Consider the following 23,368-nt stretch of genomic DNA (forward strand, 5'->3'; position numbering starts at 1 on the left):
CGAGATCGACGTCCGTCAGTAGGCCGGGGCAGAAGACCGATCCGCTGACGCTGGTGGGTCTCGATACGCCCCTGCGGGGCTACTCGACCAGCAGGGGGGGGGGGGCGAAGCGGCTCCGCCGCGTGCGGCGGCTGCGGTGCACCCCTCGGTCAGGGGGCGGGCGGTGCCTGCACGGAGTCGCGGCGGACCAGCGGGCAGGGCAGCAGGACGGGGTGCGATGCCAGCAGCAGCTCCTCGCCGCGGCCCGCGAGGAGGCCGACGAGGGTGTCGACCGCCCAGGCGCCCATCTCGTAGTGCGGGAGGGCGACGGTGGTGAGGGGCGGGTAGAGGCCCTCGGCGATGATCTCCTGGTTGTCGAAGCCGACGACGGAGAGGTCGCGGGGGATCTCGAGGTGCAGCTCGGCGGCGGCGCGGTAGGCGCCCATCGCCATGCGGTCGTTGTAGCAGAAGAGCGCGGTGGGCCGGTCGGCCCGCTCGAGCAGCAGCTTGCCCGCTCGGTAGCCGCCCGGGCTCTCGGAGAGCTCCTCGACGATCAGCGACTCGTCGATCGGGATACCGGCCTCGGTGAGGATCTCGCGGTAGGCCTGCAGGCGCAGGCGGGTCGCGGGCACGTCCTCCCGGTTGGTCAGGAACCCGATGCGCCGGTGCCCGGCGTCGACCAGCTCCGACACCGCGGCCCTCGCTCCGCCGACCTCGTCCGGGACCGCGGAGGGGATGAGCCCGCCGAGGTCGCGCGCGTCGATGAGGACGGTCGGCACCGACGGCGGGTGGGGGAGCGAGACCTCGCGGTGGAACATCGTGGCGAAGAGGATCCCGTCGACCTGCTGGCGGAGCAGCGTGTCGATGTCCGCGCTCAGGTCGGACGACTCGCGCACGGTATTGATCAGGACCAGCGTCAGCCCGTGGGCGTGCGCCGCCTCCTGTGCGCCGAGGATGATCCGGCCGGCGTGCGGGGTGGTGGCGATCTCCTCGCTGATGAGGCCGATCATCTCGGTCCGCTGCCGACGCAGGCTCCGCGCGATCCGGTTCGCTCCGTAGCCGAGGCGGGCCGCGGTCGCCCGCACCCGCTCCCGGGTCTCGACGCTCGCCCGGGCCGACTCCACGTCGTTCAGGATGTGCGAGACCGTGGTGACGGAGACGCCCGCCTCGCGAGCGACGTCGCGGATGCCGACTGCCTTCTGCGCCATGTCCGACACCTCCTCGATCGTTCGCCGCCGCCGAGACTACCGGCGTCAGCCCTTGACGGCGCCGAGCGTGAGCCCGGCGACGATGTGGCGCTGGAGCACCAGGGTGAGCAGGATCACGGGCACCGAGTACAGGACGGCGAGGGCGGTCATCGCGCCCCAGTCGAGGCCGAACTGGGTCTGGAAGTTCGCGATCACGATCGGAGTCGTCTGCGCGCGGACGGCGGTGAGCAGCAGCGCGAACAGGAACTCGTTCCACGACGCGAGGAACGCGAAGATCGCGGTCACCGCGACTCCGCCCGCCGTGACCGGGATCACGACCCGCCACAGTGCGCCGAGCCGGCTCGCGCCGTCGATCTTCGCCGCCTCCTCGAGCTCGGCCGGGACCGCCTCGAAGAAGCTCGACATCAGCCAGATCGAGAGGGGCAGCGAGATCGTGGTGTGCGCGATCGCCAGGGCGAGGGACGTGTCGGCGATGCCGAGGCTCCGGAAGATCGAGATCATCGGCGCCCCGACGACGATCGGCGGGACCATCCGCATGACCAGCGCGCCGACGATGAAGACGCGCCCCAGGCGGGTCCGGAACCTCGTGACCGCGTAGGCCGCAGGGATAGCGAGGACGAGCGAGACGGCCGTGCTCAGCACCGCGGTGACGATGCTGTTGATGAACGAGGCGACGACTCCGTCCCGGGAGAGCGCCGCGGAGTAGTTGTCGAGCGTCCACTGGGTCGGCAGGATCCGCGGCGGGACCGAGATCGTCTCGAGCGGCGTCTTGAAGGACGTCAGCAGCATGTAGACGAACGGGAATCCGTACAGGACGACGGCGAGGGCGAGGGCGATCCAGATGATCGCGCGCGGGCCGACGCGGGTGGCTTCGAGGCCTTTCATGAGTTCTGCTCTCCACCGGGTCGCCAGATCGCGAGGATCGCGACGAGCGCGACGGCGAGCATGACGACGAGGTACATCGTGCCCATCGCGCTGGCGAGACCCGGATCTCCGAATCGGATCATGGTGCGGTAGATCAGCAGCGACATCGTCTCGGTGCTCTGCTGGGGTCCGCCGTTGGTCTGGATGAGGATCACGTCGAACGCGCGGGCGGCGTCGATCCCGCGCAGGATCAGTGCGACGGCGATGACGGGGCGCAGCAGCGGGATCACGATCCGGAAGAGGATCGCCGGGTAGCGCGCTCCGTCGAGGCGGGCGGCCTCGATGATGTCGCCGGGGATGTTCTGGAGGCCGGCGAACAGCACGAGGGTGATGAACGAGGTGGTCAGCCAGATGTCGGGGATGGCGACCGAGAACAGCGCGATCGAGGGGTCGCTCAGCCAGGCGATCTGGCCGGGCGAGGAGAGGATCCCGATCCGGGCGAGCACCTCGTTGACGATGCCGACGTTGTCGATCAGGAGGAACCGCCAGAGCAGCCCGGCCACGATCGGCGCGATCATCAGCGGGTACAGGAAGATCGTGCGGAAGACCCGGGACGCGTCGCCGAGGGCCGTGAAGAGCAGCGCGACACCCAGGCCGAGGACGAACTCGAGGGCGACGACGATGATCGTGTAGACGACCGTCCGCCACGACGCGTTCAGGAAGTCGGGCGAGGCGAACGCTGCGGCGTAGTTGCCGAGCCCGATGAAGTCGCGCGTCCCGCCGATCGGGTCGATCGAGAAGAACGAGTCGCCGACGAACTGCAGCAGCGGCCAGCCGACGAAGACGGCCAGGAACAGCGTCGCCGGGACCATCAGGAGGGTGGCGAAGCGCTTGTCGCTCAGCGAGCGGCGCGGGGGCCGGTCCGGCCGGGGGCCGGAGGGGGAGGTCCCCGTCCGGCCCGCGGCCGGCGCCTGAGTGGCGGAGGTCACTTCGCCACCAGGGTCTCGACCTGCTGCGCGGCGTCGTCGAGGAGCTGCTGGTTGTCGGCTCCGGGCTCGACCGACTTCTGCAGCATCGGGATCAGCACCGTGTCGACGATCTGCTGCCACTCGGCGACCGCGGGGCGCGGGAGGGTGGCGGGGGAGTTCAGGGTGTCGAGCAGCGGCTTGTAGTTCTCGAAGCCCTCGACGTCCTGGTACTTCTCGAGGACCGAGATGCGCGAGGCGAGGCCCAGGCTGGTCTCGGCGCTGAGCTCGTTGTTGTCGTAGGCGTACTGCACGAACTCGAGTGCCTTCTCCTGCTTCTCGCTCGCCTCCGCGACCGAGAGGTACCACGCGCCGGGCACTCCCGCGGGCCCGGCCTCGCCGCCGATCATCGGCGCGACTCCGACGTTGCCGGCGACCGCGGCGTCGGCCGGGATCTGCCGGTAGGCGTGCGCCCAGAAGCGCATCATGGCCGTCTGGCCCTGGTTGAAGAGGTTCTGCGCCCCGGCCCAGTCGAGCTGCGCGGCGCCGGGAGGAGCGTAGGGCAGCAGGCTCGTGTAGAAGTCGAGCGCCTCCTTGCTCTCGGCGTCGCCGAGCGAGACGGCTCCCTCGGTGTCCGTCACCATGGTCGTCTCGCCGGTCTGCGACAGCGTCGCGAGCCACTCCGTCTCGACGGCGCCCTTCACGTCGGTCCCGTACAGGTCGGTCGTGCCGTCGCCGTCGGTGTCCTGGGTGAAGAAGGCGGCTGCGTCGCGGTACTGCTGCCAGGTGGTCGGCGGGACGAGGTCGTAGCCGTACTCGGCCTTGAAGGCCGCCTGCTGAGCGGGGTCCTCGAAGAGGTCGGTGCGGTAGTAGAGGATCTCGGAGTTTGTCCACGCCGGCATGCCGACGTAGCTGCCGTCGACGTCCGCCTCCTCGACGAGGGAGGGGAAGAGGTCTGCGACGACGTCGTCGGTGTAGAGGTCGTCGAGCGGAGTCACGGCGCCGGCGAAGGCGGGCAGCCAGATCGCGTCGAGGGCCGCCACGTCGAACGAGACGCTGCCCGCGGAGAACTCGCTGTTGAGGCGGTTGTAGAGCCCGTCGTAGGGCAGCTCGACGAAGTCGACGGTCGTCCCCGTGTCCTCGGTGAACTTGTCCGCGATGGGCTGGAGCTCGACGAGACCGCCTGCCTCGACCAGGACGATGACCGTGTCGGCATCGCCGGAGGCGCCGGTGCCGCCGCCCGCGCCGCAGCCGGCGAGGACGGTGGTCGAGGCGAGGGCGACGGCGCCGACCAGGAGGACTCTGCGCCGGGCGAGGGGGCGGGGTGTTCTGCGAAGCGACATTGATTCGGCTCCAATCGAGAGCGCTGTGCGGGGGTGCCGGGGGGTCGACGGATGCCGACGAAGGACAGCATGCACGGGATGCCGACGTTTGACAAGACGTTTTGGCAAAACGTATTGTCACCTCATGACCTCGACCTCCATCGACGCGGCTGGACGTCTCGACGGCGCCCCCGCGCCTCGGGCGGAACGCCCCCGCATCCACTTCACCGCCGAGTCCGGCTGGATCAACGATCCGCACGGGATCACCGTCCACGACGGGCGGTACCACCTGTTCCACCAGTACGTGCCCGGCAGCGCGGTCTGGCAGCCGACCTGCCACTGGGGCCACGCGGTCGGGACGGACCTGCTGCACTGGGAGCGCCGCCCGATCGCACTCGCCCCGGGCGACGGCGACGGCGGGATCTGGACCGGTAGCCTCGTCGATGCGGAGGACGGTGCTCGCATCCTCTACACCTCGACGATCGCGGAGGATTACGCGCTCGGGCGGATCCGCGTCGCGCGCCCGACCGATCCGAGCTGGGACGTGTGGGAGAAGGGCGACGTCCTCCTCCGGCCGCCCGCCGACCTCGACCTCGTGGTCTTCCGCGATCCCTTCGTGCTCCGCGAGGAGGCCGGGTGGCGGATGTTCGTCGGCGCGGGCACCTCCTCCGGCGACGCGCTCGCGATCACCTACACCTCCGCCGACCTCGACTCGTGGCAGTACGACGGCGTCGCCGCCCGCCGCTCGACGAGCGAGCGCGAGCCGGTGTGGACGGGGGCGCTCTGGGAGTGCCCGCAGATCGTCGAGATCGACTGTCGGCACGTGCTGATCAGCTCCGTGTGGGACGCCGACGTCCTGCACTACGCGGCCTACGGGATCGGCGAGTACCGTGACGGCCGCTTCGAGGCGCGCGACTGGGGGCGGCTCAGCTTCGGCGACTCCTACTACGCCCCGTCGTTCTTCCGCGACGCGGAGGGCCGCCCCTGCCTGATGTTCTGGATGCGCGGCGTCGAGGACGCGGAGGCGGGCTGGACCGGTGCGCTCAGCGTCCCGCACCTGCTCGGGATCCGCGACGACCGGCTCGTCGTGCTGCCCCACCCCGCGTGGGCGTCGGCCCCCGGTGCTCCCGTCGACCTCGAGGATCTGACGGGTGCCCCGGTGCTGATCGGCTGGACCCCGGAGGGCGCGGGCGACCGGCTCGAGCTCGGGGCGGCGACGGCGCTGGTCTGGGACGGTGCCGCGGTCGCGCTCGAGCGCTCAGGCGCGGAGACCTCGAGCGCCCCCCACCGCGGCGGTCGCCTCGAGGTGCTCCTCGACGGGCCGGTCCTCGAGGTCGTGACCTCGGCCGGAGTGCTGGGCGGGCCGATCGCCCCGGCGACGAGCGCCCGCGCCGTCGGCGGGCGGGCGGAGGCGCGGGCGCTCGCCTGATCGAGCGGCGCCCGCCCTCCGTCAGTCCCCGATCCCGGGCGTGGCTCTGACGGCGTTGACGCTCCGGTCGGCGACGACCTCGGCGTCGGTCCCGGAGTCGAGGATCGTGTTGCCGACCGACTCGGCGTCGACGACGACGGTCGCGAGGGCGAGCCCGCCGGCGGCTCCGGTGTGCAGCAGCGCGTCCACCTGCGCCTCGAAGGCCGAGCCGCCCGAGGCCGCGCGCACGTCCTTGCCCACCATGTGGTTGGCGGCGATGTGGTTCCCGGTCCCCGCCGTCAGCCGGATGACGACCGGTCGCTCGCCGGCGGGACGGACCTTCTGCGAGTCGACCACCTCGGAGAAGTTGCCGATCACGGAGTTGTCGCTGCCGTCGAGGACGAGGAGCCCGTCGCTGTCGGCCCGCCCGTTGTCGACGCCCAGGAACGGCGTCCACGGCTCGTGGTCGCGGAGGAGGTGGTTCGAGCCGACGAGGTTCTCGGAGCTGCCCGCCTCGAGCACGACCATCCCGGGGTAGAAGGAGTGCAGCCGGTTGTTGGTCACGCTCGACCGGGTGACGCCGCGGAGGCGGACGCTGCTCTCGCCGCGCGGGAAGACGTTGTTCGCCGTGATCAGCAGCCCGCCGTGGTTCTCGGCGTAGATCGAGTGACCGCGGGGTCCGGCTCCGATCAGGTTGTCGGTGATCTTCGACGCCTGACCCCAGCCACGCAGCTCGATGCAGGATCCGCACTCGGCGATGAAGTTGTCGTGGATCGAGAGCGCGTCGGCGTTGTCGATCCGGAGGGCGTGCTCGAGGTAGACGAACCCCATGCCGGTGACGCGGAACGAGTCGTTGGCGCCGGCGACGCGGATGCCGGTCCTCCCGTTGACGTAGGTGTTCTCGGGGTGCCGGTCGGAGCCGTCCGCCTCGAAGTGCAGCCCGTCGATGCAGAAGTCCGCGAACTCGACCGAGCTGATCCGGGGGCTGCCCTCGCGCTTCACGAGGAACGCCGCCCCCTCGCTCTCGTCGGCGCCGTCGGCCACGGGGATCCGGACCATGATCCGGCTGCCCCCCGGCCAGAGCTCGTGCAGGTCGGGCCACTCCTCCTCGGGCACGTTGAAGCGGATGCTCGACGAGGTGAAGCCGTGCCCGGAGCCCTGGATCCTGAGGTAGCTGATGTCGATCACGACCTGCGTCAGGAGGGGGTAGTCGCCGGGCGGCACGACGATCACGGCCCCCGGCTTGCCGCGGCTGTCGTCATCGGTGGCCGTCTGCCGGCTCTTGATGTCGGCGAGGATGCTGGTGAAGACCTCGCCGATGTCCTCGAAGGGATCGCCGATCGGCCAGGTGGTCACGTCGTAGAGGTTGGCGGACGGCATGGGTGTCTCTCTCGCTCTCGGGTCGGTGCTGGGGTGGAGGGGGGCGCGGCGGGCGGCCGCGCCCCCCTCCTGTCTCTGCCTCTGCAGGTCAGGGTGTCGGACGGAATCCGTAGCTGGTCGTCGCGGCCCTGAACTGCGCCTCGGTGCCGCTGTCGAACACGTGCGAGTTCGTCGTGCCGGCGTCGAGCACCACGGTGTGGACGACGAGGTTCGTGATCACGTGGTTCGCGCCGATCTGGTTCTGGTCCCCCGACTGCACGCGGAAGACGGCGGGCGTCGCTCCCGCCGGCGCGACCTGCTCCGGCGGCATGATCAGCGAGACGTGGTTCGCGGTGATCGTGTTGCCGTCGCCGTTCACCTGGACGACGCCGAACAGGTCGTCGCGCCCGTTCCCGACCCCGATGAAGGGCCCGAAGGTCTCGACCTGGCGCTCGAGCACGTTGGAGGCGATCAGGTTCTCCTTGCAGTTCCCCTCGAGGGTGATCATGCCCGGGTAGAAGGAGTGCAGGCGGTTCGACGAGACGCTCGAGCGGTAGCAGTTCTTCAGGTGCACCGAGTCGATCCCGCGCGGGAACACGTTGTTCCCGGTGATCAGGAGTCCGTTGTGCCCCTCCGCGAAGAGCGAGAAGCCGACGGGACCGGCCCCCAGGTGGTTGTCGCTCACCTTCGACGCCTGGCCCGAGCCGACGAGCTCGATGCAGCTGCCGCACTCGGCGAGGAAGTTGCCCGAGACGTCGAGGGCGTCGGCGTCCTGGACGATGAGCCCGCGCTCGAGGTAGACCATGCCCATGCCGCGCACCCGCGTCGCGTCGGTCGCCGTGGCGAACCGGATGCCGACCTTGCCGTTGCGGTAGGAGTTCTCGTCGGCGCCGAACGAGACTCCGTCGAGGCAGAAGTTCTCGAAGGTGACCGAGTTGAGGCGGGGGTCGCCCGTGCGGGTGACGAGGAACGCCTCCGAGGTGCCGTCGGTGTTCTCGACGCGGACGTGGCTGCCGCCGGGGTTCAGCTCCTTCCACGCCGAGGTGACGCCGGCGTTGTAGCGGATGCTGAGCGAGGTGAAGCCGTGGCCGGATCCGCGGATCGTCAGGTAGCTGATGTCGACGACGACGCGGGTCTTCAGCGAGTAGGTCCCCGGCGGGATGTAGACGACGGCGCCGGGCTTGTCGGCCTGGGCGGGCTGCGTGCGCTTGATCTCGGCGATGATGTCGTTGATCACGGCGCCCAGATCGCTCTGCGCGGTCACCTTCCGGCCGCGCACCTTCCAGTCGGTGACGTCGTAGACGTTCGAGACACGGGCGTCGCTCGACGTCGTCGCGACGGCGGCGGTCACAGCAGGCCCACCGGGACGGAGCGGCGGCCCGCGGCGACCGGGGCGGCAGCGGCAGCGGCAGCCGGCTCGAGCTGACCGGACCACGCGGCGACGACGGTGCTGATGCTCGCCGCGACCCGGAGGACGGTGCGGCGGCTGAGGACGGGGGTGGACATGCTGTCTCCTCTTCGAGTGCAGGTCGCTCGGCGGACGATGTCCACCGGCGGCCGCCAAAACGTTTTGGCACGAGACGACAAGACTAGTGCCGAGTCGCCGGCGAACGGAAGGGCCGGCTCCGCGGCGATGCCGAGCCCACCTGTCGACCGGCGTCCGTGCGCGACAGCGAGGGGGAACATCCTCGCCCTCTTCGGCGAGTAGACCGGGCGCGCCGGTGGCCCTCGACCGGGCGGGAACGCGAGCCTAGAGTGGCTGCTGCGGGCTCGCCGGAGAGCGCGCTACCGTCATCGAGCGGAAGGTGAGCATGTCCTCCGACACTCCCGCCCCCGAGACCGCGGATCTCGGGAGGACGAGCCTCCGCACCTTCCACCAGATCCTCGTCAACACGGCGTTCGCGAACGTGACGACGAGCTTCCTCTGGTTCGCGCTCACATTCTGGGTGTACCTCGAGACGCGGTCGGTGCTCGCGACCGGCATCATCGGCGGCGCCTACATGCTGCTCGTCGCGATCTTCGCGATGGCCTTCGGCAGCATCGTCGACCGGCACCGCAAGTACCGGGTGATGCTGTTCGCCGGCGCGGTCACGCTCGTGTCGTTCGGCGTCGCGGGCGGGCTGTACCTCGTGCTCCCGGAGTCGGTGCTGCTCGACTTCGGCGGTCCCTGGTTCTGGGTGTTCTCGGGCACGATCCTGTTCGGCGCCGTCATCGAGAACATGCGCAACATCGCCCTGTCCACCTCGGTGACGCTCCTGGTCCCGGTGGAGCGCCACGCGAACGCGAACGGGCTGGTCGGCACGGTGCAGGGGCTCGCCTTCGTGGTCACGAGCGTGTTCAGCGGACTGTCGATCGGCGTGCTCGGCATGGGGTGGACGATGCTGATCGCGATCGCCGCCTCCGCCGCCGCCCTCGTCCACCTGCTGTTCCTGAGCATCCCGGAGGACCGGCCCGCGACGGACGGCGAGCAGGCCCCGTTCATCGATCTGCGGGGCAGCGTGTCGGCGGTGCGGGCGGCGACCGGACTGTTCGCGCTGATCGTCTTCTCGACCTTCAACAACCTGATCGGCGGCGTCTACATGGCGCTGATGGATCCGTACGGGCTGGAGCTCTTCCCCGTGGAGGTGTGGGGGATCGTGCTCGGCGTGACCGCGACGGGCTTCATCATCGGCGGTCTGCTGGTCGCGAGGTTCGGCCTCGGGAGGAACCCGGTCCGGACGATGCTGCTGCTCGTGATGGCGATGGGCCTGATCGGCGCCGTGTTCACCCTCCGCGACTGGTGGTGGCTCTACGCCGGCGGCATCTGGATCTACATGACGCTGATCCCGGCGGTCGAGGCCGCCGAGCAGACGGTGATCCAGAAGGTCGTGCCGTTCGAGACCCAGGGGCGGGTCTTCGGCTTCGCGGCGGCCTTCGAGTCGGCCGCGGCTCCGGTCACGGCGTTCCTCATCGCGCCGATCGCCGAGTTCGCGCTCATCCCCTACATGGAGTCGGCGGAGGGACGGTCGGCCTGGGGAGGGCTGCTCGGCGACGGGATCGGCCGCGGCATCGCGCTGGTGTTCCTGATCGGCGGGATCATCATGATCCTCGCGGCGGCCGCGGCGCTCGGGACCCGGTCGTTCCGCGTGATCTCCGCGCAGTACCTGCGCGGGGAGCCGGCCTCCGGGGAGTCCGGGGAGGCCGGTTCGGGCCGTGCTCCTGTCGGCGAGTCTCCCGAGCCCGCGCCGGAGGAGAGCGCGCCCGACCGGTCGCGTCGCTGAGCACGCCCGAGCGCTCACGTCGGGCTCGCGGAATCACCTTGGGCTCGCGACATCACGTCGGGCTCGCGAAACGTCCTTCGGCTCGCGGAATCAGCCGGTTCCGACGAGCCGAACGGGATCCTGCGAGCCCGAGGTGGCGCCGGAGTGCTCTCAGCGCCCGCGCGGCGTGTAGCGCACCGGAGGGAACGCCGCCCGCACCAGGGCGCGCAGCGACTCCAGCGACCCCGAGGCCAGGCCCTGCGCCCGCGCCTGCACGAGGATGTTGCCGATCGCCGTCGCCTCGACCGGGCCGGCGAGCACGGGCAGCCCGGTGCGGTCGGCGGTCAGCTGGCAGAGCAGCTCGTTCTGCGACCCGCCGCCGACGACGTGCACCGCGGCGATCCGCGTGCCCGAGAGCGCCGCGGCCTGCTCGAGCGTCGTCGCGTACGCCTCCGCGAGCGATTCGAGGATCGAGCGCACGAACTCCGCCCGGGTCCGCGGCTGGGCGAGACCGCGCTCGACGCACCACTCCACGATCCGGCCGGGGATGTTGCCCGGCGGCGTGAAGCGCTCGTCGGCCGCGTCGAAGGTCGTGATCGGTCCGCGGATGGCGGCGGCCGCGGCGAGCAGCGCCGTCAGGTCGATCCGCTCGCCCGTCTGCTTCTCCCAGGTGCGGATCGACTCCGACAGGAGCCACAGTCCCGATACGTTCTTCAGGAATCGGACACGCCCGTCGACGCCGCCCTCGTTGGTGAAGTTGGCGGCCCGACCCTCCAGCGAGACCACCGGCTTCTCGAGTTCGACGCCGACGAGCGACCAGGTTCCGCTCGAGATGTACGCGATGTCGTCGTCGGTGGACGGCACCGCGACGACGGCCGAGGCCGTGTCGTGGGAGCCGACGGCGACGACGCCGAGCCGCGCGGGCGCGCCGGGCAACTCGGAGGCGACCTCGGGCAGCAGCGGGCCGAGCGCGGAGCCCGGCTCGATCAGCGGCGCGAGGATCTCGTGCGGAAGGTCGAGGCGCGCGAGGAGCTCGTCGTCCCACGCGCGGGTGTCGGGGCGCAGCAGCCCCGTGGTCGAGGCGTTGGTGATCTCGGTCGCGGCGACGCCGGTCAGCCAGTAGCCGATCAGATCCGGGATCAGCAGCGCCCGATCGGCGAGCGCGAGCGTCTCGCGCTCGGCCGCGAGCTGGAACAGCGTGTTGAACGCGAGGTGCTGGAGCCCGTTGCGCTGGTACAGCTCGTCGGCGCCGATGCGGGCGTGCACGTCGGCGACGCCCCGCGCGGCGCGCTCGTCGCGGTAGTGGTACGGCGTGCCGAGCATCCGCCCCCCGCGCAGCAGCGCGTAGTCGACGGCCCAGGAGTCGACGCCGATCGACACCACGTCGGGCTCCTCGCGCACGGCATCGGCGAGCCCGGCGCTCAGCGAGCGGTAGAGCTCGAGCACGTTCCAGTGCAGTCCGGAGGTGTTCCCCTCGGTCACCCGCACCGGCTGGTTCGGGAAGCGGGCCACGTGCCGCATCCGCAGCTCGTCGCGCCCGACGTAGCCGAGGATGACCCGGCCGCTGGTCGCGCCGAGGTCGACGGCCGCGACGGCCTTCATCGGAGGACTCCTCGGAGTGCTGACGTCTCTGGGCGCTGGATCTCTCGGGAGACCGGGATGCGACCCATTGAGGGTCGCCGTTGCGTTCCACGATCTACCGGAGTGAGGGCTGCCGCCTTTCGGGCGCGGCGGCGGCGTTCCCGCGATGACGATGTCATCGCAGGAAGGCCGCCGCCACGCCCGCGTCGACGGGCACATGCAGCCCGGTCGTGTGCGAGAAGTCCGAGGTGCACAGCGCGAACACCGCGTTCGCGACGTTCTCGGGGACGACCTCGCGCTTGAGGATGGTGCGCTGGGCGTAGAACCTGCCCAGGTCCTCCTCCTCGATGCCGTAGGTCTTGGCGCGGTTCGCGCCCCAGCCCGAGGCGAAGATGCCGGAGCCGCGGACGACTCCGTCGGGGTTGATGCCGTTGACCTTGATGCCGAACTCGCCGAGCTCGGCGGCGAGAAGGCGGACCTGGTGCGCCTGGTCGGCCTTGGTAGCCGAGTACGCGATGTTGTTGGGGCCGGCGAAGACCGAGTTCTTCGACGAGATGTAGATGATGTCGCCGCCGAGCTTCTGGTCGACGAGGACCCGCGCGGCCGCCTTCGAGACGAGGAACGAGCCCTTCGCCATCACGTTGTGCTGCAGGTCCCAGTCGGCCTCTGTGGTGTCGAAGAGCGACTTCGAGAGCGAGAGTCCGGCGTTGTTGACGACCAGGTCGAGTCCGCCGAAGGCGAGCACGGTGGCGTCGATCGCCGACTGCACGGCGGCCTCGTTCGACACGTTCGCGGCGACGCCCACGGCGACGTCCGTCGATCCGAGCTCGGCCGCGGCGGCCTGCGCCTTGGCGAGGTCCAGGTCGGCGATGACGACGCACGCGCCCTCGGCGGCGAGACGGGTGGCGATGGCCTTGCCGATGCCGGAGGCGGCGCCCGTGACGAGCGCGATCCGCGACGCGAGCGGCTTCGGCTTCGGCATCCGCTGCAGCTTCGCCTCCTCGAGCGCCCAATACTCGATGCGGAACTTCTCGGCCTCGTCGATCGGCGCGTAGGTCGAGATCGCCTCGGCACCGCGCATCACGTTGATCGCGTTCACGTAGAACTCGCCGGCCACGCGGGCGGTCTGCTTGTTCGCGCCGTACGAGAACATGCCGACGCCGGGCACCAGCACGACGAGCGGATCGGCACCGCGGATGGCGGGGCTCTCGGGCGTCGCGTGGGCGTCGTAGTAGGCCTGGTAGTCGGCCCGGTACGCCTCGTGCAGCGCGGGGAGGCGCTCGAGGATCTCGGCGGCGGAGGCGGTGGCGGGCAGGTCGACCAGCAGCGGCTTCACCTTGGTGCGGAGGAAGTGGTCGGGGCAGGAGGTGCCGAGCGCCGCGAGGCGGGGGTGCTCGGTGCTCGCCAGGAAGTCGAGGACCTCGGTCGAGTCGGTGAAGTGGCCGACCATCGGGCGGTCGTGCGAGGCGACGGCGCGCAGGTGCGGGGCGAGGGCGGCGGCCTTCGCGCGGCGCTCCTCCTCGGGCAGGGCGGCGTAGCCGTCGAGGGCGGGGCCGAAGGGCTCGGGAGCGCCGTGCTCGGCGATGTAGGCGGCGGCGGCCCGGATGATCTCGAGCGAGTTCGCCTCCGCCTCCTCGCTCGTGTCGCCCCAGGCGGTGATGCCGTGGCCGCCGAGGATCGCCCCGATGACGCCGGGATTCGCCTCCTTGATCGCCGCGATGTCGAGACCGAGCTGGAACCCGGGGCGGCGCCACGGGACCCACGCGACCCGGCCGCCGAACGCCTCGGCGGTGAGCTTCTCGCCGTCGGCGGCGGTCGCGAACGCGATGCCGGAGTCGGGGTGCAGGTGGTCGACGTGCGCGGCGTCGACGAGGCCGTGCATCGCGGTGTCGATCGAGGGGGCGGCGCCGCCCTTGCCGTGCAGGGTGTAGTCGAAGGCGGCGACCATCTCGTCCTCGCGGTCGAGGCCCGGGTACACGTTCGCCAGCGCGCGGAGGCGGTCGAGCCGCAGCACGGCGAGGCCGGCCTCGGTGAGCGTGCCCAGGTCTCCTCCGGAGCCCTTGACCCACATCAGCTCGACGGGCTCGCCCGTGACGGGGTCGGTCTCGACACCCTTCGCGGAGGTGTTGCCACCCGCGTAGTTCGTGTTCTTCGGGTCGGCGCCGAGGCGGTTCGAGCGGGCGATGAGCTCTGCGGCGGTCGAGGCCATGACTTCTCCGTCGGGTTGAACGAACTTGTTAACTGTCACAGAAGCTAACAGCCACCGCCGGATGCGTCAACGGTCGGCGGGCGGGTCTCGGTGCTCGGAGCCGCACAACCAAGGCTGAGAAGGACGGATCGCCGAGAATTCGCCGTTCTCGGCTTCTCAGCCTTCGTTGTGCGGCTCCCGCCGTCACCGCAGCTCCACCAGCCCGCGGAACGGCTCGAGGCGCTCGTCGGACGGCTCGAGCTCGGTGACCATCACGCTGATCGCCGCCCAGTCGAGCGCGCGGGCGAGCGCCGACCGCTCGAGCTTCGACGAGTCGACGAGCAGCACGGTCTCGCTCGAGGCGGCGACGAAGACCCGCTTCACCTGCGCCTCCTGCAGCGTCACCTCGCTGGTGCCCGCGATCGAGACGGCGGAGGCGGAGGTGAAGAAGCGGTCGTAGTGCAGCTCGGCCGCGCTCGCGCAGGCCAGGGGGCCGACGAAGCTGTCGGTCTCCTCCTCGAGCTCGCCGCCGATCAGGACGACGCGGGCCCGGGTGGTGCGGGCGCTGGCGTGGTTCTCGAGCGAGTTCGTCGCGACCAGGAGCCCCGGCGACTCGGGGGCGGTGCCGAGGAGGGTGCCCGCGGTCGAGGAGGCGTCGACCGCCACGGCGCCGGACGAGGGCAGCAGGGCGACGGCCTTGCGCGCGATCTCGCGCTTCGCGGCGGCTCCCGCGGCGAGGCGTTCGGCGAAGGGGCGCGGGCGGAGCGCGGCGACGGCACCACCGCGGACCCGGCTGAGCCGGCCCTCCGCCTCGAGGTCGGCGAGATCCCGCCGCACCGTCATGGTCGAGACGTCGAGCTCGGCCGCGGCGTCGTCGAGTCGGATCGCGCCGTCGCGCTCGAGCAGCCCGATCAGCCGAGCTCGCCGCTCAGCGGAGTCCACCGTGGCCATGCCGCTCCCGTCCGCGGGCGTGAGGGCGCCCGCCGGTCGAGCGTACTGTCGAGGCCGCTCGGATCAGCTCGTGCCGTCGTCGTCGCGGCGGACCCGGTTGGCGGGGTCGCGCCCGGTGACCGGGAAGGGGCCGGTCACTCCGTCGCGCAGCTCGGCGATCCGGAGGATGCGGTCGCGCTGAAGGAACCAGCCGGCCACGAGCAGGGGGACGACGATGACGAGCGACGCGATCGTCAGCGTGCCGACCGGGAAGTCGATCGCCATCAGCACCAGCACGACGGCCAGGAAGACCAGCGTGAGCCACGAGGTGACCGGGGCGCCCGGCAGCTTGAACGACGGCTCCTTCGCGAGGCCCTTCTTCGCCCACTGCCGCAGCCGCATCTGGCAGAGGATGATCGTCCCCCAGGCCGTGATGATGCCGAGACTCGCGATGTTGAGGGCGATCTCGAACGCCTGGCTCGGCACGAAGTAGTTCAGCACCACCCCGGCGACCGTGAAGGACGCGGTGAGCAGGATCCCGGCGTACGGGACTCCGCCGCGGGACATCCTCGTCGTCCACTTCGGTGCCGATCCGTTCATGCCCATCGAGTGCAGGGCGCGGCCGGTCGAGTACAGGCCGGCGTTGAGCGAGGAGAGCGCGGCGGTGAGGACCACGAAGTTCATGATCGACCCGGCGATCGCGCCCACCTCGGGCCCGCCGATCGAGGAGAAGAACGTGACGAAGGGGCTCTCGCCCTCCTTGTAGGCGGTGTAGGGGAGCAGCAGCGACAGCAGGACGATCGAGCCGACGTAGAAGACCGCGATGCGGACGATCACGGAGTTGATCGCGCGCGGGATCACCTTCTCGGTGTCCTGCGTCTCGCCGGAGGCTGTCCCGACGAGCTCGATCGCGGCGTAGGCGAAGACGACGCCCTGCATCACGAGGACCGCGGGCAGGAGTCCGTTGGGGAGGATCCCGCCGTTGTCGGACAGGATCGAGAACCCCGTCCGCACGCTCTCGCCGCCGGCCTGCACGGGGAAGGCGAAGACCAGCCAGATGAGGGCGACCACGAGGAACGCGACGAGCGCCGTCACCTTGATCAGGGCGAACCAGAACTCGAGCTCGCCGAACACCTTGACCGCCACCATGTTCGCCGCGAGGACGACGACGAGGGCGATCAGCGCGAGGAGCCACTGCGGCGCTGCGGTGAACGCCGACCAGTACTTGAGGTACACGGCGACGGCGGTCGTGTCGACGATCGAGGTCATCGCCCAGTTGAGGAAGTACATCCACCCGGCCGCGTAGGCGAACTTCTCGCCGTAGAACTCGCGGGCGTACGAGATGAACGACCCGGAGGAGGGGCGGTGCAGGACGAGCTCGCCGAGCGCGCGGAGGATGAAGAAGGCGAAGATCCCCGCGACGAGGTAGGCGATCGCCAGCGCGGGCCCGGCCGAGTTGAGGCGGCCGCCGGCGCCGAGGAAGAGCCCGGTGCCGATCGCCCCGCCGATCGCGATCATCTGCAGCTGACGGGGCTTCAGGCCGTGCTGGTAGCCCTCCTGCTCGTGCGAGAAGTCCTTCGCGGGCGCGCGGTCCGCGTCGATGTCGTCCTGCGCTGTCATGGCGGCACGCTACCGGGGGTCGACTCACCGCCTCCTCCGGGGTCGATGAAAACTCTGGAAGGAACGCGCGCGACAGGGCCTGGGGAGGAGCGTGTCGAGACGGCGGGGGCGGAGGAGGGGCGCGCGGCCCCTCCTCCGCTCGGCTCACTCGCCCCAGGAGACCTCGAGGTCGAGCACCCAGGTGACGCCGAAGGGGTCGCGGACCATGCCGTACAGCGGCGACCACGCGGCGGGCCCGAGCGGCACGACGACCGCGGATCCCTCGGCGAGCTTCTGCCAGTAGCCCTGCAGCTCGTCGCCGTCGGCACCGCGGACCGAGACGAACACGGGGATCGTGCCGGGCTCGTAGGGCGTGTGCGACGGCACGTCGTACGCCATCACGCGGAAGCCCGCCTCGGAGGCGACCTGGCCCCACATCAGCTGGTCCGCCTCCTCGGGGGCGGTGACGTTGTGCGCATCGGAGTAGCTGAGGGCGTCGAGCCGTCCGCCGAAGACGGACTGGTAGAAGGCGAGCGCCTCGCGCGCCTGGCCGCGGAAGTTGAGGTGGGTGGTGGTGGTGATGCTCATGATCTGCTCCTCGAAGGGCCGGGATCCGTTCCCGGTGAGACCTACTCTCGTCGCAGAAGAGGACGACTGCGGTCCTCTTCTCGACATAGCATCGGAGACATGACCTCGGCCTCCTCGCGTGCCCTCCAGCTGCTCTCCCTCCTGCAGCTGCGCCGGGTGTGGCCGGGCGAGCTGCTGTCGGAGCGGCTCGAGATCACGCCGCGGACGGTGCGCCGCGACATCGAACGGCTGCGCGGGATGGGCTACCGGATCCGCGCGATCAAGGGCCCCGACGGCGGCTACCGGCTCGAAGCGGGATCGGAGCTGCCGCCCCTGCTCTTCGACGACGAGCAGGCGCTGGCGCTCGCCGTCGCGCTGCAGTCGCCCGTCCCCGTGGCGGCGCTCGAGGAGGCGGCGGCGCGGGCGCTCGCGGCGGTGCGGCAAGTGCTGCCCGAGCGCCTCCGGCACCGGCTCGACGCGCTCCGCTTCACCGCGATCGCAGCGGAGGCGCCCGCCGTGGCGCCCGAGGTGCTCGTCGCGGTGTCCGCGGCCGTGCGGGCCAGGGAGGTGCTGCGCTTCGACTACGGCTCGGGGGAGGTTCCGCGGCGGGTCGAGCCGCACCACCTCGTCGCGCGAGAGGGGCGGTGGTACCTCGTGGGCTGGGATCTCGACCGCGACGACTGGCGGGTGTTCCGCGTCGACCGGCTGGCGCCGCGGACGCCTCGCGGCGCGCGCTTCACGCGGAGGGAGCTGCCCGGAGGGGGCGTGGCGGCGTTTCTCGACGCCCGGTTCCGCGGCGGCGAGGTGGGCGGCGGCTGGCCGTGCCGGGGGGTCGTGACGCTCCGGATGCCGCTGCGCGAGGTGGCGCCCTACGTGGGCGACGGCGCGGTCGAGGACCTCGGCGACGACGGCTGCCGCCTCTCGCTCGGGGCGTGGTCGTGGGAGGCGCTCGCCGCGTCGTTCGGGAGGTTCGGCGGCGAGATGACGGCAGCGGAGCCGGCCGAGCTGGTGGCGGCGTTCGGGGTGCTGGCGCGGCGGTTCGAGGCGGTGGGCCCGGAGCTCTGAGGGCGTCGACGCTCCTCCACAGGGCGGATTCTGCGCCCGACTTCTTCATTCGCACCCCTGCATGGGCATACTCGTCTGGGTCCGGTCGTACGGTTCCCTCGCTGCAGCACTCGCAGCCCGCATCGCCGGCCCCGGCGACGGCGGACCGAGATCAGAAACGGGTTCCACCATGTCCTTCCGCGCCCCCGGCTCGCGCCGCTCCTTCCTCGCCGCCCTCGCCCTGACGGGCACGATCCTCGTCGCGCCGGCGGCCGCGGCGGCCTACACGACCTCGTATCCGGAGGGAGGGACGTGGATCCACGGGGTCAGCAACGGGACGGTCCTCTCGTCGTACCAGCACCCGTCGCGCTGGCACCGGGCGTCGGTCGACAACGGGACGATCCACCGGACCGGCTGCACGAGCCCGACGCGGGCGGCCGGCGTCAGCGCCCCGGCTCGGCCCTTCCAGACCGACTACGCCTACTACAGCTTCTGCTGAGTCACCGTCCGTCGGTGGGCGGGGCAGAGGCCCCGCCCACCTCTGCAGCAGGGGAGAGCTGTGAGAAGCAGGAGCGTGGTCCTCGGCTACGTGCTGGCCGTCGTCCTCGCGGCGGTGTTCGCCGTCGCGTTCGTGCGGGCGTTCGACGCGCGCGGTCCGATCTGGAACGGCGGGTGGCAGCTGCGCGTCTCGGGTGACGCCGCTCCCACGATGCCGGCGGACGAGCTCTACCGGGAGCTGACGGGTCTCGCTCAGAGCCGGGGGCTCGACCTCGTCCGGTACGTGGACGACGCCGACGATCCCGCCCACCTCCGCCACCTCTACGTCGCGGGTGACGGTGTCGCGGCCGAGCTGCTCCGCGACGGGTACGGCGCCGTCGACACCTCGATCACCACCACCGTCGCACCTCTCATCGACCTCGGTGCACTCGATGCTCGGGGCGCCTACCTGGTCGGCGGGGAGCGAGTCGATGCCGAGGCGGTCCTCGCCGCGATCGAGGAGGCCGGCTGGTCGGGTGAGGTGTACCCGTACGCCTCGGGCATCGAGATCGACACCTACCGGGAGTACGGAGACCTGATGCGGGCGCTGATCGTGGCGCTCCTCGCGATCCTCGTCCTCGTCGGCGCCGGGACGGTCCTCCGCAGTCGGGCGCACGGTGTCCAGCGACTGCACGGGGCAGGCTTCCTCGGGATCCTCCTCGGCGAGGGGCGGCGACTCGCCGCGCCCGTCCTGCTCCTGTCCCTCGTGTCGCTGGCCGCGGTGACCGTCACGGTGGGCGTCCTGAACGGCCTGGCGCAGCTGCCCACGACCTCGTCGCTGTTCGGGCGGCTCCTCCTGATCCTGCTGCCGGCCGCCGTGGCCGCCCACGTCATCGGGATCGCCCTGACCGACGGTCGCCGCCTCGTCGACCAGGTGAAGGGCGAGATCGACGGCTGGTGGGTCCTGCTCGGGATCTACGCGGTGCGTGTCCCCGCGGTCCTCGTCCTCCTCGCCGTCGTCGCGTCGCTCGGGCAGAGCGCCCGTGTCGCCGACGTCGAGAGCCGGGGGCGCGCGTTCTGGAGCGCGGCCGGCGATGCGGTCGTCCTCGGGATCAACGGGTACGGGAGCGAGAGCGGCTACCGCGCCACCATCCCCGGCTTCGCCGCTCTCGTCGAGGCGCAGGCGGCAGCGGGGCACGCCGTCTTCGTCGATCAGACGCTGGGGGAGGAGCGCGGCGTGCTCCTCGTCGACGAGGGCTACCTCCGCGCGGTCGAGGTGACGGGCGGCGGTGGCGAGCGGATCACCGAGGTCCCCGACGATGCCGTCACCGTCCTCGAGCCCGACGGCACTCCGATGGATCGGACCCGAGCCGTGCTCGAGGAGCTCCGCCTGTGGCAGCGGATCCAGTCGCAGGTGTCCGATCCCGCACCCGAGACCGCCGGTCTCGCCGTCGAGGAGCGCACGATCCCCGCGGGCCAGACGCTCTACACGTTCCGAGCGGGCGACTCCGACCCTTTCGCGACCGAGACGATGCTGGAGGATCCGATCGTCGTCGTCCTGCCCTCGATCTCGGCGGTCGCCCCCTCCGAGCTGTTCTCCGCGATCACGCGGGGCTCGGTCGTCTTCACCGAGCCGGAGGCGCTGCCCGCCGCCCTGGAGGAACGCGGCCTGACCGAGGCCGTCGCCTCGATCACGCCGGTCGCCTACCAGGCGAACGAGCAGTACCGCCGGGCCCTCGGCACCCTGTCGATCAATGTCATCGGCCTCGTCGGCGCCGCGGTGGTCGTCCTGCTCACCGGCCTCGTCGCCGCCGTGGTGCTCGTCGAGAAGGACCGCCGGCGCGCCTTCGTGCACCGCTTCTCGGGGCTGGGGCCGCTGTCCGCGCACCGGAGCGGACTCCTCCTCGAGGGGGTGCTGCTGTCGGCGACGCTCGCGCTCGCGGTCGTGCCGATGTGGTTCCGGGATCCGCGGGACGTCAGGACGGTGCTCGACCTCGGGTCGGTCGACACCGAGACGTTCGTCGTCGAGCAGACCGCGCTCGCGCTGGGGCTGACTGCGCTCAGCGGGGCGCTCCTCCTCGCGTGCCTCGCCCTCGCCCACGTCCGCGCGGCGCGGTCGCGCTCCGTCGACTCCTGACCTCCGAACTCCGAAGGGACCACCGTGATCCTCGCCACCGACCTGACCAAGGGCTACGGCCGCCGCGCGCTCTGGAGCGGACTCGACGTGACCGTCGCCTCCGGGAGCACCCTCGCCCTGACCGGCGCGAGCGGCAGCGGCAAGTCGACGCTGCTCGACTGCCTCGGGCTCCTCGACGCCCCCGACTCCGGCTCGATCGAGGTGGACGGCGAGGAGATCACCCGGCTGCGGGCGGGCGGCCGGCGACGGTTCCGCCGGCACCGGCTCGGCTACCTGTTCCAGAGCTACGCCCTCGTCGACACCGCCACGGTCGAGCAGAACCTGGCGATCGCCCTGGGGGAGCGGCGCGGCAGGGCGGGCCGCTTCGAGAGCGCCCTCGACCGCGTCGGGCTCGGCGGGAGGGGGCGCGAGCGGGTCTCGCGACTCAGCGGAGGCGAGCAGCAGCGGGTCGCGCTGGCCCGCCTCCTGGTCAAGAGCCCGACCGTCGTGCTCGCCGACGAGCCGACCGGCGCGCTCGACGCCGGCAACGCCGCGATGGTCCTCGACGTGCTCGGCGAGCTCGCCGGCCACGGCGCGAGCGTCGTCGTCGCCACCCACGACGACTCCGTCGCCGGCTGGTGCGACGCCCGCCTGCACCTCTCGACCCCGGTGTCCGCGTGACGCGCGGGGTGGCGAGGAGTCGAGGGGTTGCCAACCGGGCGGCGAAGCGGTGGGCTGGCGGGACGACAGAGAGAGGTGTCCCATGACGCAGACCTTCCCCGCATGGTTGCGGGACCAGGAGAAGAGGGACGACGAGGTGGGCGGGTTCGCCCAGGCCTTCGCCGACCGCGACGACCTGCCCGAGCACGGCGGCCGCGCGATCTACGACGGCTACTTCGCCAGCGAGTCCGCCGAAGCCCAGGCCGGTCTCGACCGGGCCTGGATGGAGTTCGAGGCGCACCCCGAGCCCTCGGCCACCTCGGACCGGCCGGAGGGATTCCGATGAGCGACTCGACGTCGATGGACGACCAGACGCCGAGCCCCGTGCAGGATCCGCTGGACCAGCCCGACAAGCCCTCGCAGGCCGAGGGCGAGGACGCGCTCGACACCCCGGTCGAGGTGCTTCCGGCCGACGGGAAGCCGTCGAAGGCCGAGGGCTGAGCCTCCGCAAGCCCGAGCAGCGCGCGCTCTCCCGGCGGGTCGAGTAGCCGCCGCAGGCGGCGTATCGAGACCCGCCGGCGTCAGCAGATCGGGCTTCTGCCCTGGACTTCTGACGCTGGTGGATCTCGATACGCCGCGTTCCGCGGCTACTCGATCAGCGAAGAGGGGCCGCTGGGAAAGACGTCGCTGCTGCAGATGCAAGGGGAAGAGACCCTCGCAAGCCTGCTGGTCGAGTAGCCGCCGCAGGAGGCGTATCGAGACCCGCCGGCTTCAGCAGATCAGGCTTCCGACCCGGGCTACTCGATCAGCGAGGCAGCGGCTGCGTGCAGCGTCAGCGGCTCGCCGCCGCCATCAGCTCCCGGGCCTCCGGGCTCTCGGGGTAAAGCGCGAGGACGCGCTCGAGGTCGCGGCGGGCCGGTGCGCGGCGGCCGTCGGCCAGGTGGGTGCTCGCCCGTTCGAAGAGCGCCTCGACGCGCAGCTCGACGGGGCGGGCCGTGGTCACGTTCGGCCGCACCACCCGGTCGAAGGCGTCGAGGGAGCTCTCGATCAGCCCGAGCTCGCGCAGGGCGATGCCGCGGCGGATCAGCACCGCCGCCGACGCCGCGTCGACGTTGACGACGCTGCCCGAGAACTGGGCGACGTCGCTCCACCTCCGCCGGGCCGAGTAGAGCGCCGAGAGCGTCGATGCCGCGAGGGTCGACGGCTCCAGCGACTCGACGGCGGCCGTCGCACCCGTCGGGTCGTCGGCCGAGGCCAGCTCGGCGTAGAGCAGGCGCAGAGCCGTCGCATCGAGCGGCACGTCGACGTCGAGCCCCGCGCTCAGCGGCAGGTGCGCCGTGAGACCGATCCCGTAGCGGCGGAGGAACGGGTCGGCGGCCGGGTCGTAGCGCGTGCGCACCAGCCAGCCGGCGAGGCGGATCGCCCGGTCGTCCTCGGGGCGCGCGAGCGCATCGCGCACGAGCTCGATGACGGCGGCCAGACGGGATCCCTCGGGCGAGGCGGCGGTCGCGTCGTGCAGCGCGGCGGCGGGAGCGCCCGCCCTGATGAGGCGGATCAGCGGTGCCTCCCACGCCTGGGCGACGGCCGACGGCCTCACCAGTCCGGGGCCGCTCGGCATCGTCAGGGCCGCCGAGAGGCGGGAGCGCTCACGGTTCCGGGTCAGCGCCGGGCCCACGACAGGGCGCAGCCGCGCTCCCGAGAGGCTCCGCAGCTCACCCTCGTGTCGGAATCCCACTCCCACGTGCCGTCCCCCCGCGCCCGACGAAGAGCATGGCGACACCCCCCGAAAGGCCGATTCTAGGACTATCCGGCGGGTAATTCCCCCCGAAAGGGGCCCGACCCGCTGGCGCGGTTCGACGGAC

The 23,368-nt window shown here is 71.5% G+C and carries 21 protein-coding genes; 8 read left to right on the forward strand and 13 right to left on the reverse strand.

The window, feature by feature from the left end; genetic code table 11:
• Window positions 1–149: 149 nt before the first annotated feature.
• The 4 genes from GRS92_RS17750 to GRS92_RS17765 form a co-directional block, all read right to left on the reverse strand.
• Window positions 150–1,187, reverse strand: coding sequence for a LacI family DNA-binding transcriptional regulator (locus GRS92_RS17750; protein WP_159859336.1), 1,038 nt, complete (start codon window positions 1,185–1,187; stop codon window positions 150–152).
• 45 nt (window positions 1,188–1,232) lie between these two features.
• Window positions 1,233–2,072 (reverse strand): carbohydrate ABC transporter permease, encoded by an 840-nt coding sequence (locus GRS92_RS17755; protein ID WP_159859339.1) that lies wholly within the window; start codon window positions 2,070–2,072, stop codon window positions 1,233–1,235.
• The gene (locus GRS92_RS17760; protein ID WP_159859413.1) at window positions 2,069–2,923 is read right to left on the reverse strand and encodes a carbohydrate ABC transporter permease; all 855 of its coding nucleotides are present in this window, start codon (window positions 2,921–2,923) and stop codon (window positions 2,069–2,071) included. The genes GRS92_RS17755 and GRS92_RS17760 overlap by 4 nt, the downstream gene beginning before the upstream one ends.
• 113 nt (window positions 2,924–3,036) lie before the next feature.
• Window positions 3,037–4,359, reverse strand: a complete 1,323-nt coding sequence (locus tag GRS92_RS17765) for an ABC transporter substrate-binding protein (protein WP_159859342.1) — start codon at window positions 4,357–4,359, stop codon at window positions 3,037–3,039.
• A 124-nt stretch (window positions 4,360–4,483) separates the two neighbouring features.
• Between GRS92_RS17765 and GRS92_RS17770 the strand changes: the two genes are divergently transcribed.
• Complete coding sequence (locus GRS92_RS17770; RefSeq protein ID WP_159859345.1) at window positions 4,484–5,767, forward strand: glycoside hydrolase family 32 protein; 1,284 nt, start codon at window positions 4,484–4,486, stop codon at window positions 5,765–5,767.
• Window positions 5,768–5,788: 21 nt separating this feature from the next.
• Here the strand turns inward: GRS92_RS17770 and GRS92_RS17775 are convergent, their stop codons facing one another.
• The 3 genes from GRS92_RS17775 to GRS92_RS17785 all read right to left on the reverse strand — a co-directional run bounded on the left by GRS92_RS17775 (window position 5,789) and on the right by GRS92_RS17785 (window position 8,611).
• Window positions 5,789–7,126, reverse strand: coding sequence for a NosD domain-containing protein (locus GRS92_RS17775; protein ID WP_159859348.1), 1,338 nt, complete (start codon window positions 7,124–7,126; stop codon window positions 5,789–5,791).
• Window positions 7,127–7,214: 88 nt separating this feature from the next.
• Window positions 7,215–8,456: a NosD domain-containing protein gene (locus tag GRS92_RS17780; protein ID WP_159859351.1), complete on the reverse strand. Its 1,242-nt coding sequence runs from the start codon at window positions 8,454–8,456 to the stop codon at window positions 7,215–7,217.
• A complete protein-coding gene (locus GRS92_RS17785; RefSeq protein WP_159859353.1) occupies window positions 8,453–8,611 on the reverse strand; it encodes a hypothetical protein in 159 nt (52 codons plus the stop codon). The genes GRS92_RS17780 and GRS92_RS17785 overlap by 4 nt, the downstream gene beginning before the upstream one ends.
• Window positions 8,612–8,916: 305 nt before the next feature.
• On the opposite strand from GRS92_RS17785, the gene GRS92_RS17790 reads away from it, so the two are divergent.
• Window positions 8,917–10,365 (forward strand): MFS transporter, encoded by a 1,449-nt coding sequence (locus GRS92_RS17790; protein ID WP_159859356.1) that lies wholly within the window; start codon window positions 8,917–8,919, stop codon window positions 10,363–10,365.
• A gap of 150 nt (window positions 10,366–10,515) precedes the next feature.
• Here GRS92_RS17790 and GRS92_RS17795 read toward each other — a convergent pair whose 3' ends face one another.
• From GRS92_RS17795 to GRS92_RS17815, 5 genes are all read right to left on the reverse strand, one after another.
• Window positions 10,516–11,946 (reverse strand): rhamnulokinase, encoded by a 1,431-nt coding sequence (locus tag GRS92_RS17795; protein WP_159859359.1) that lies wholly within the window; start codon window positions 11,944–11,946, stop codon window positions 10,516–10,518.
• Between the two features lie 154 nt (window positions 11,947–12,100).
• On the reverse strand, window positions 12,101–14,134 hold the full coding sequence (locus GRS92_RS17800) for a bifunctional aldolase/short-chain dehydrogenase (RefSeq protein WP_159859362.1): 2,034 nt from the start codon (window positions 14,132–14,134) through the stop codon (window positions 12,101–12,103).
• 183 nt (window positions 14,135–14,317) lie between these two features.
• A complete protein-coding gene (locus GRS92_RS17805) occupies window positions 14,318–15,064 on the reverse strand; it encodes a DeoR/GlpR family DNA-binding transcription regulator (protein WP_159859365.1) in 747 nt (248 codons plus the stop codon).
• 63 nt (window positions 15,065–15,127) lie between these two features.
• Window positions 15,128–16,663 (reverse strand): amino acid permease, encoded by a 1,536-nt coding sequence (locus tag GRS92_RS17810; protein WP_159859368.1) that lies wholly within the window; start codon window positions 16,661–16,663, stop codon window positions 15,128–15,130.
• A 144-nt stretch (window positions 16,664–16,807) separates the two neighbouring features.
• On the reverse strand, window positions 16,808–17,230 hold the full coding sequence (locus GRS92_RS17815) for a VOC family protein (RefSeq protein ID WP_159859371.1): 423 nt from the start codon (window positions 17,228–17,230) through the stop codon (window positions 16,808–16,810).
• 99 nt (window positions 17,231–17,329) lie between these two features.
• On the opposite strand from GRS92_RS17815, the gene GRS92_RS17820 reads away from it, so the two are divergent.
• The 6 genes from GRS92_RS17820 (at window position 17,330) to GRS92_RS17845 (ending at window position 22,007) form a co-directional block, all read left to right on the forward strand.
• Window positions 17,330–18,274 (forward strand): helix-turn-helix transcriptional regulator, encoded by a 945-nt coding sequence (locus tag GRS92_RS17820; protein ID WP_159859374.1) that lies wholly within the window; start codon window positions 17,330–17,332, stop codon window positions 18,272–18,274.
• A 169-nt stretch (window positions 18,275–18,443) separates the two neighbouring features.
• Complete coding sequence (locus GRS92_RS17825; protein ID WP_159859377.1) at window positions 18,444–18,752, forward strand: lactococcin 972 family bacteriocin; 309 nt, start codon at window positions 18,444–18,446, stop codon at window positions 18,750–18,752.
• 60 nt (window positions 18,753–18,812) lie between these two features.
• Window positions 18,813–20,867 carry a hypothetical protein gene (locus tag GRS92_RS17830; protein ID WP_159859380.1) on the forward strand — a complete coding sequence of 685 codons (2,055 nt, stop codon included), beginning with the start codon at window positions 18,813–18,815 and terminating at the stop codon, window positions 20,865–20,867.
• Between the two features lie 24 nt (window positions 20,868–20,891).
• Complete coding sequence (locus tag GRS92_RS17835; RefSeq protein WP_159859382.1) at window positions 20,892–21,527, forward strand: ABC transporter ATP-binding protein; 636 nt, start codon at window positions 20,892–20,894, stop codon at window positions 21,525–21,527.
• An 82-nt stretch (window positions 21,528–21,609) separates the two neighbouring features.
• The gene (locus tag GRS92_RS17840; RefSeq protein ID WP_159859385.1) at window positions 21,610–21,852 is read left to right on the forward strand and encodes a hypothetical protein; all 243 of its coding nucleotides are present in this window, start codon (window positions 21,610–21,612) and stop codon (window positions 21,850–21,852) included.
• Complete coding sequence (locus GRS92_RS17845; RefSeq protein WP_159859388.1) at window positions 21,849–22,007, forward strand: hypothetical protein; 159 nt, start codon at window positions 21,849–21,851, stop codon at window positions 22,005–22,007. The genes GRS92_RS17840 and GRS92_RS17845 overlap by 4 nt, the downstream gene beginning before the upstream one ends.
• Window positions 22,008–22,338: 331 nt before the next feature.
• Here the strand turns inward: GRS92_RS17845 and GRS92_RS17850 are convergent, their stop codons facing one another.
• Window positions 22,339–23,241, reverse strand: coding sequence for a tetratricopeptide repeat protein (locus GRS92_RS17850; RefSeq protein ID WP_159859391.1), 903 nt, complete (start codon window positions 23,239–23,241; stop codon window positions 22,339–22,341).
• Between the last annotated feature and the right edge of the window lie 127 nt (window positions 23,242–23,368).

The organism is Rathayibacter sp. VKM Ac-2754, from assembly GCF_009807095.1.
Classification (GTDB): Bacteria; Actinomycetota; Actinomycetes; order Actinomycetales; family Microbacteriaceae; genus Rathayibacter.

Coding starts and splice junctions, on each gene's coding strand:
- GRS92_RS17800 (WP_159859362.1), bottom strand. CDS start 14,134: ATGGCCTCGACCGCCGCAGAGCTCATCGCCCGCTCGAACCGCCTCGGC.
- GRS92_RS17790 (WP_159859356.1), top strand. CDS start 8,917: ATGTCCTCCGACACTCCCGCCCCCGAGACCGCGGATCTCGGGAGGACG.
- GRS92_RS17760 (WP_159859413.1), bottom strand. CDS start 2,923: ATGGTCCCGGCGACGCTGTTCCTGGCCGTCTTCGTCGGCTGGCCGCTG.
- GRS92_RS17765 (WP_159859342.1), bottom strand. CDS start 4,359: ATGTCGCTTCGCAGAACACCCCGCCCCCTCGCCCGGCGCAGAGTCCTC.
- GRS92_RS17755 (WP_159859339.1), bottom strand. CDS start 2,072: ATGAAAGGCCTCGAAGCCACCCGCGTCGGCCCGCGCGCGATCATCTGG.
- GRS92_RS17775 (WP_159859348.1), bottom strand. CDS start 7,126: ATGCCGTCCGCCAACCTCTACGACGTGACCACCTGGCCGATCGGCGAT.
- GRS92_RS17810 (WP_159859368.1), bottom strand. CDS start 16,663: ATGACAGCGCAGGACGACATCGACGCGGACCGCGCGCCCGCGAAGGAC.
- GRS92_RS17795 (WP_159859359.1), bottom strand. CDS start 11,946: ATGAAGGCCGTCGCGGCCGTCGACCTCGGCGCGACCAGCGGCCGGGTC.
- GRS92_RS17840 (WP_159859385.1), top strand. CDS start 21,610: ATGACGCAGACCTTCCCCGCATGGTTGCGGGACCAGGAGAAGAGGGAC.
- GRS92_RS17825 (WP_159859377.1), top strand. CDS start 18,444: ATGTCCTTCCGCGCCCCCGGCTCGCGCCGCTCCTTCCTCGCCGCCCTC.
- GRS92_RS17815 (WP_159859371.1), bottom strand. CDS start 17,230: ATGAGCATCACCACCACCACCCACCTCAACTTCCGCGGCCAGGCGCGC.
- GRS92_RS17820 (WP_159859374.1), top strand. CDS start 17,330: ATGACCTCGGCCTCCTCGCGTGCCCTCCAGCTGCTCTCCCTCCTGCAG.
- GRS92_RS17750 (WP_159859336.1), bottom strand. CDS start 1,187: ATGGCGCAGAAGGCAGTCGGCATCCGCGACGTCGCTCGCGAGGCGGGC.
- GRS92_RS17805 (WP_159859365.1), bottom strand. CDS start 15,064: ATGGCCACGGTGGACTCCGCTGAGCGGCGAGCTCGGCTGATCGGGCTG.
- GRS92_RS17785 (WP_159859353.1), bottom strand. CDS start 8,611: ATGTCCACCCCCGTCCTCAGCCGCCGCACCGTCCTCCGGGTCGCGGCG.
- GRS92_RS17845 (WP_159859388.1), top strand. CDS start 21,849: ATGAGCGACTCGACGTCGATGGACGACCAGACGCCGAGCCCCGTGCAG.
- GRS92_RS17770 (WP_159859345.1), top strand. CDS start 4,484: ATGACCTCGACCTCCATCGACGCGGCTGGACGTCTCGACGGCGCCCCC.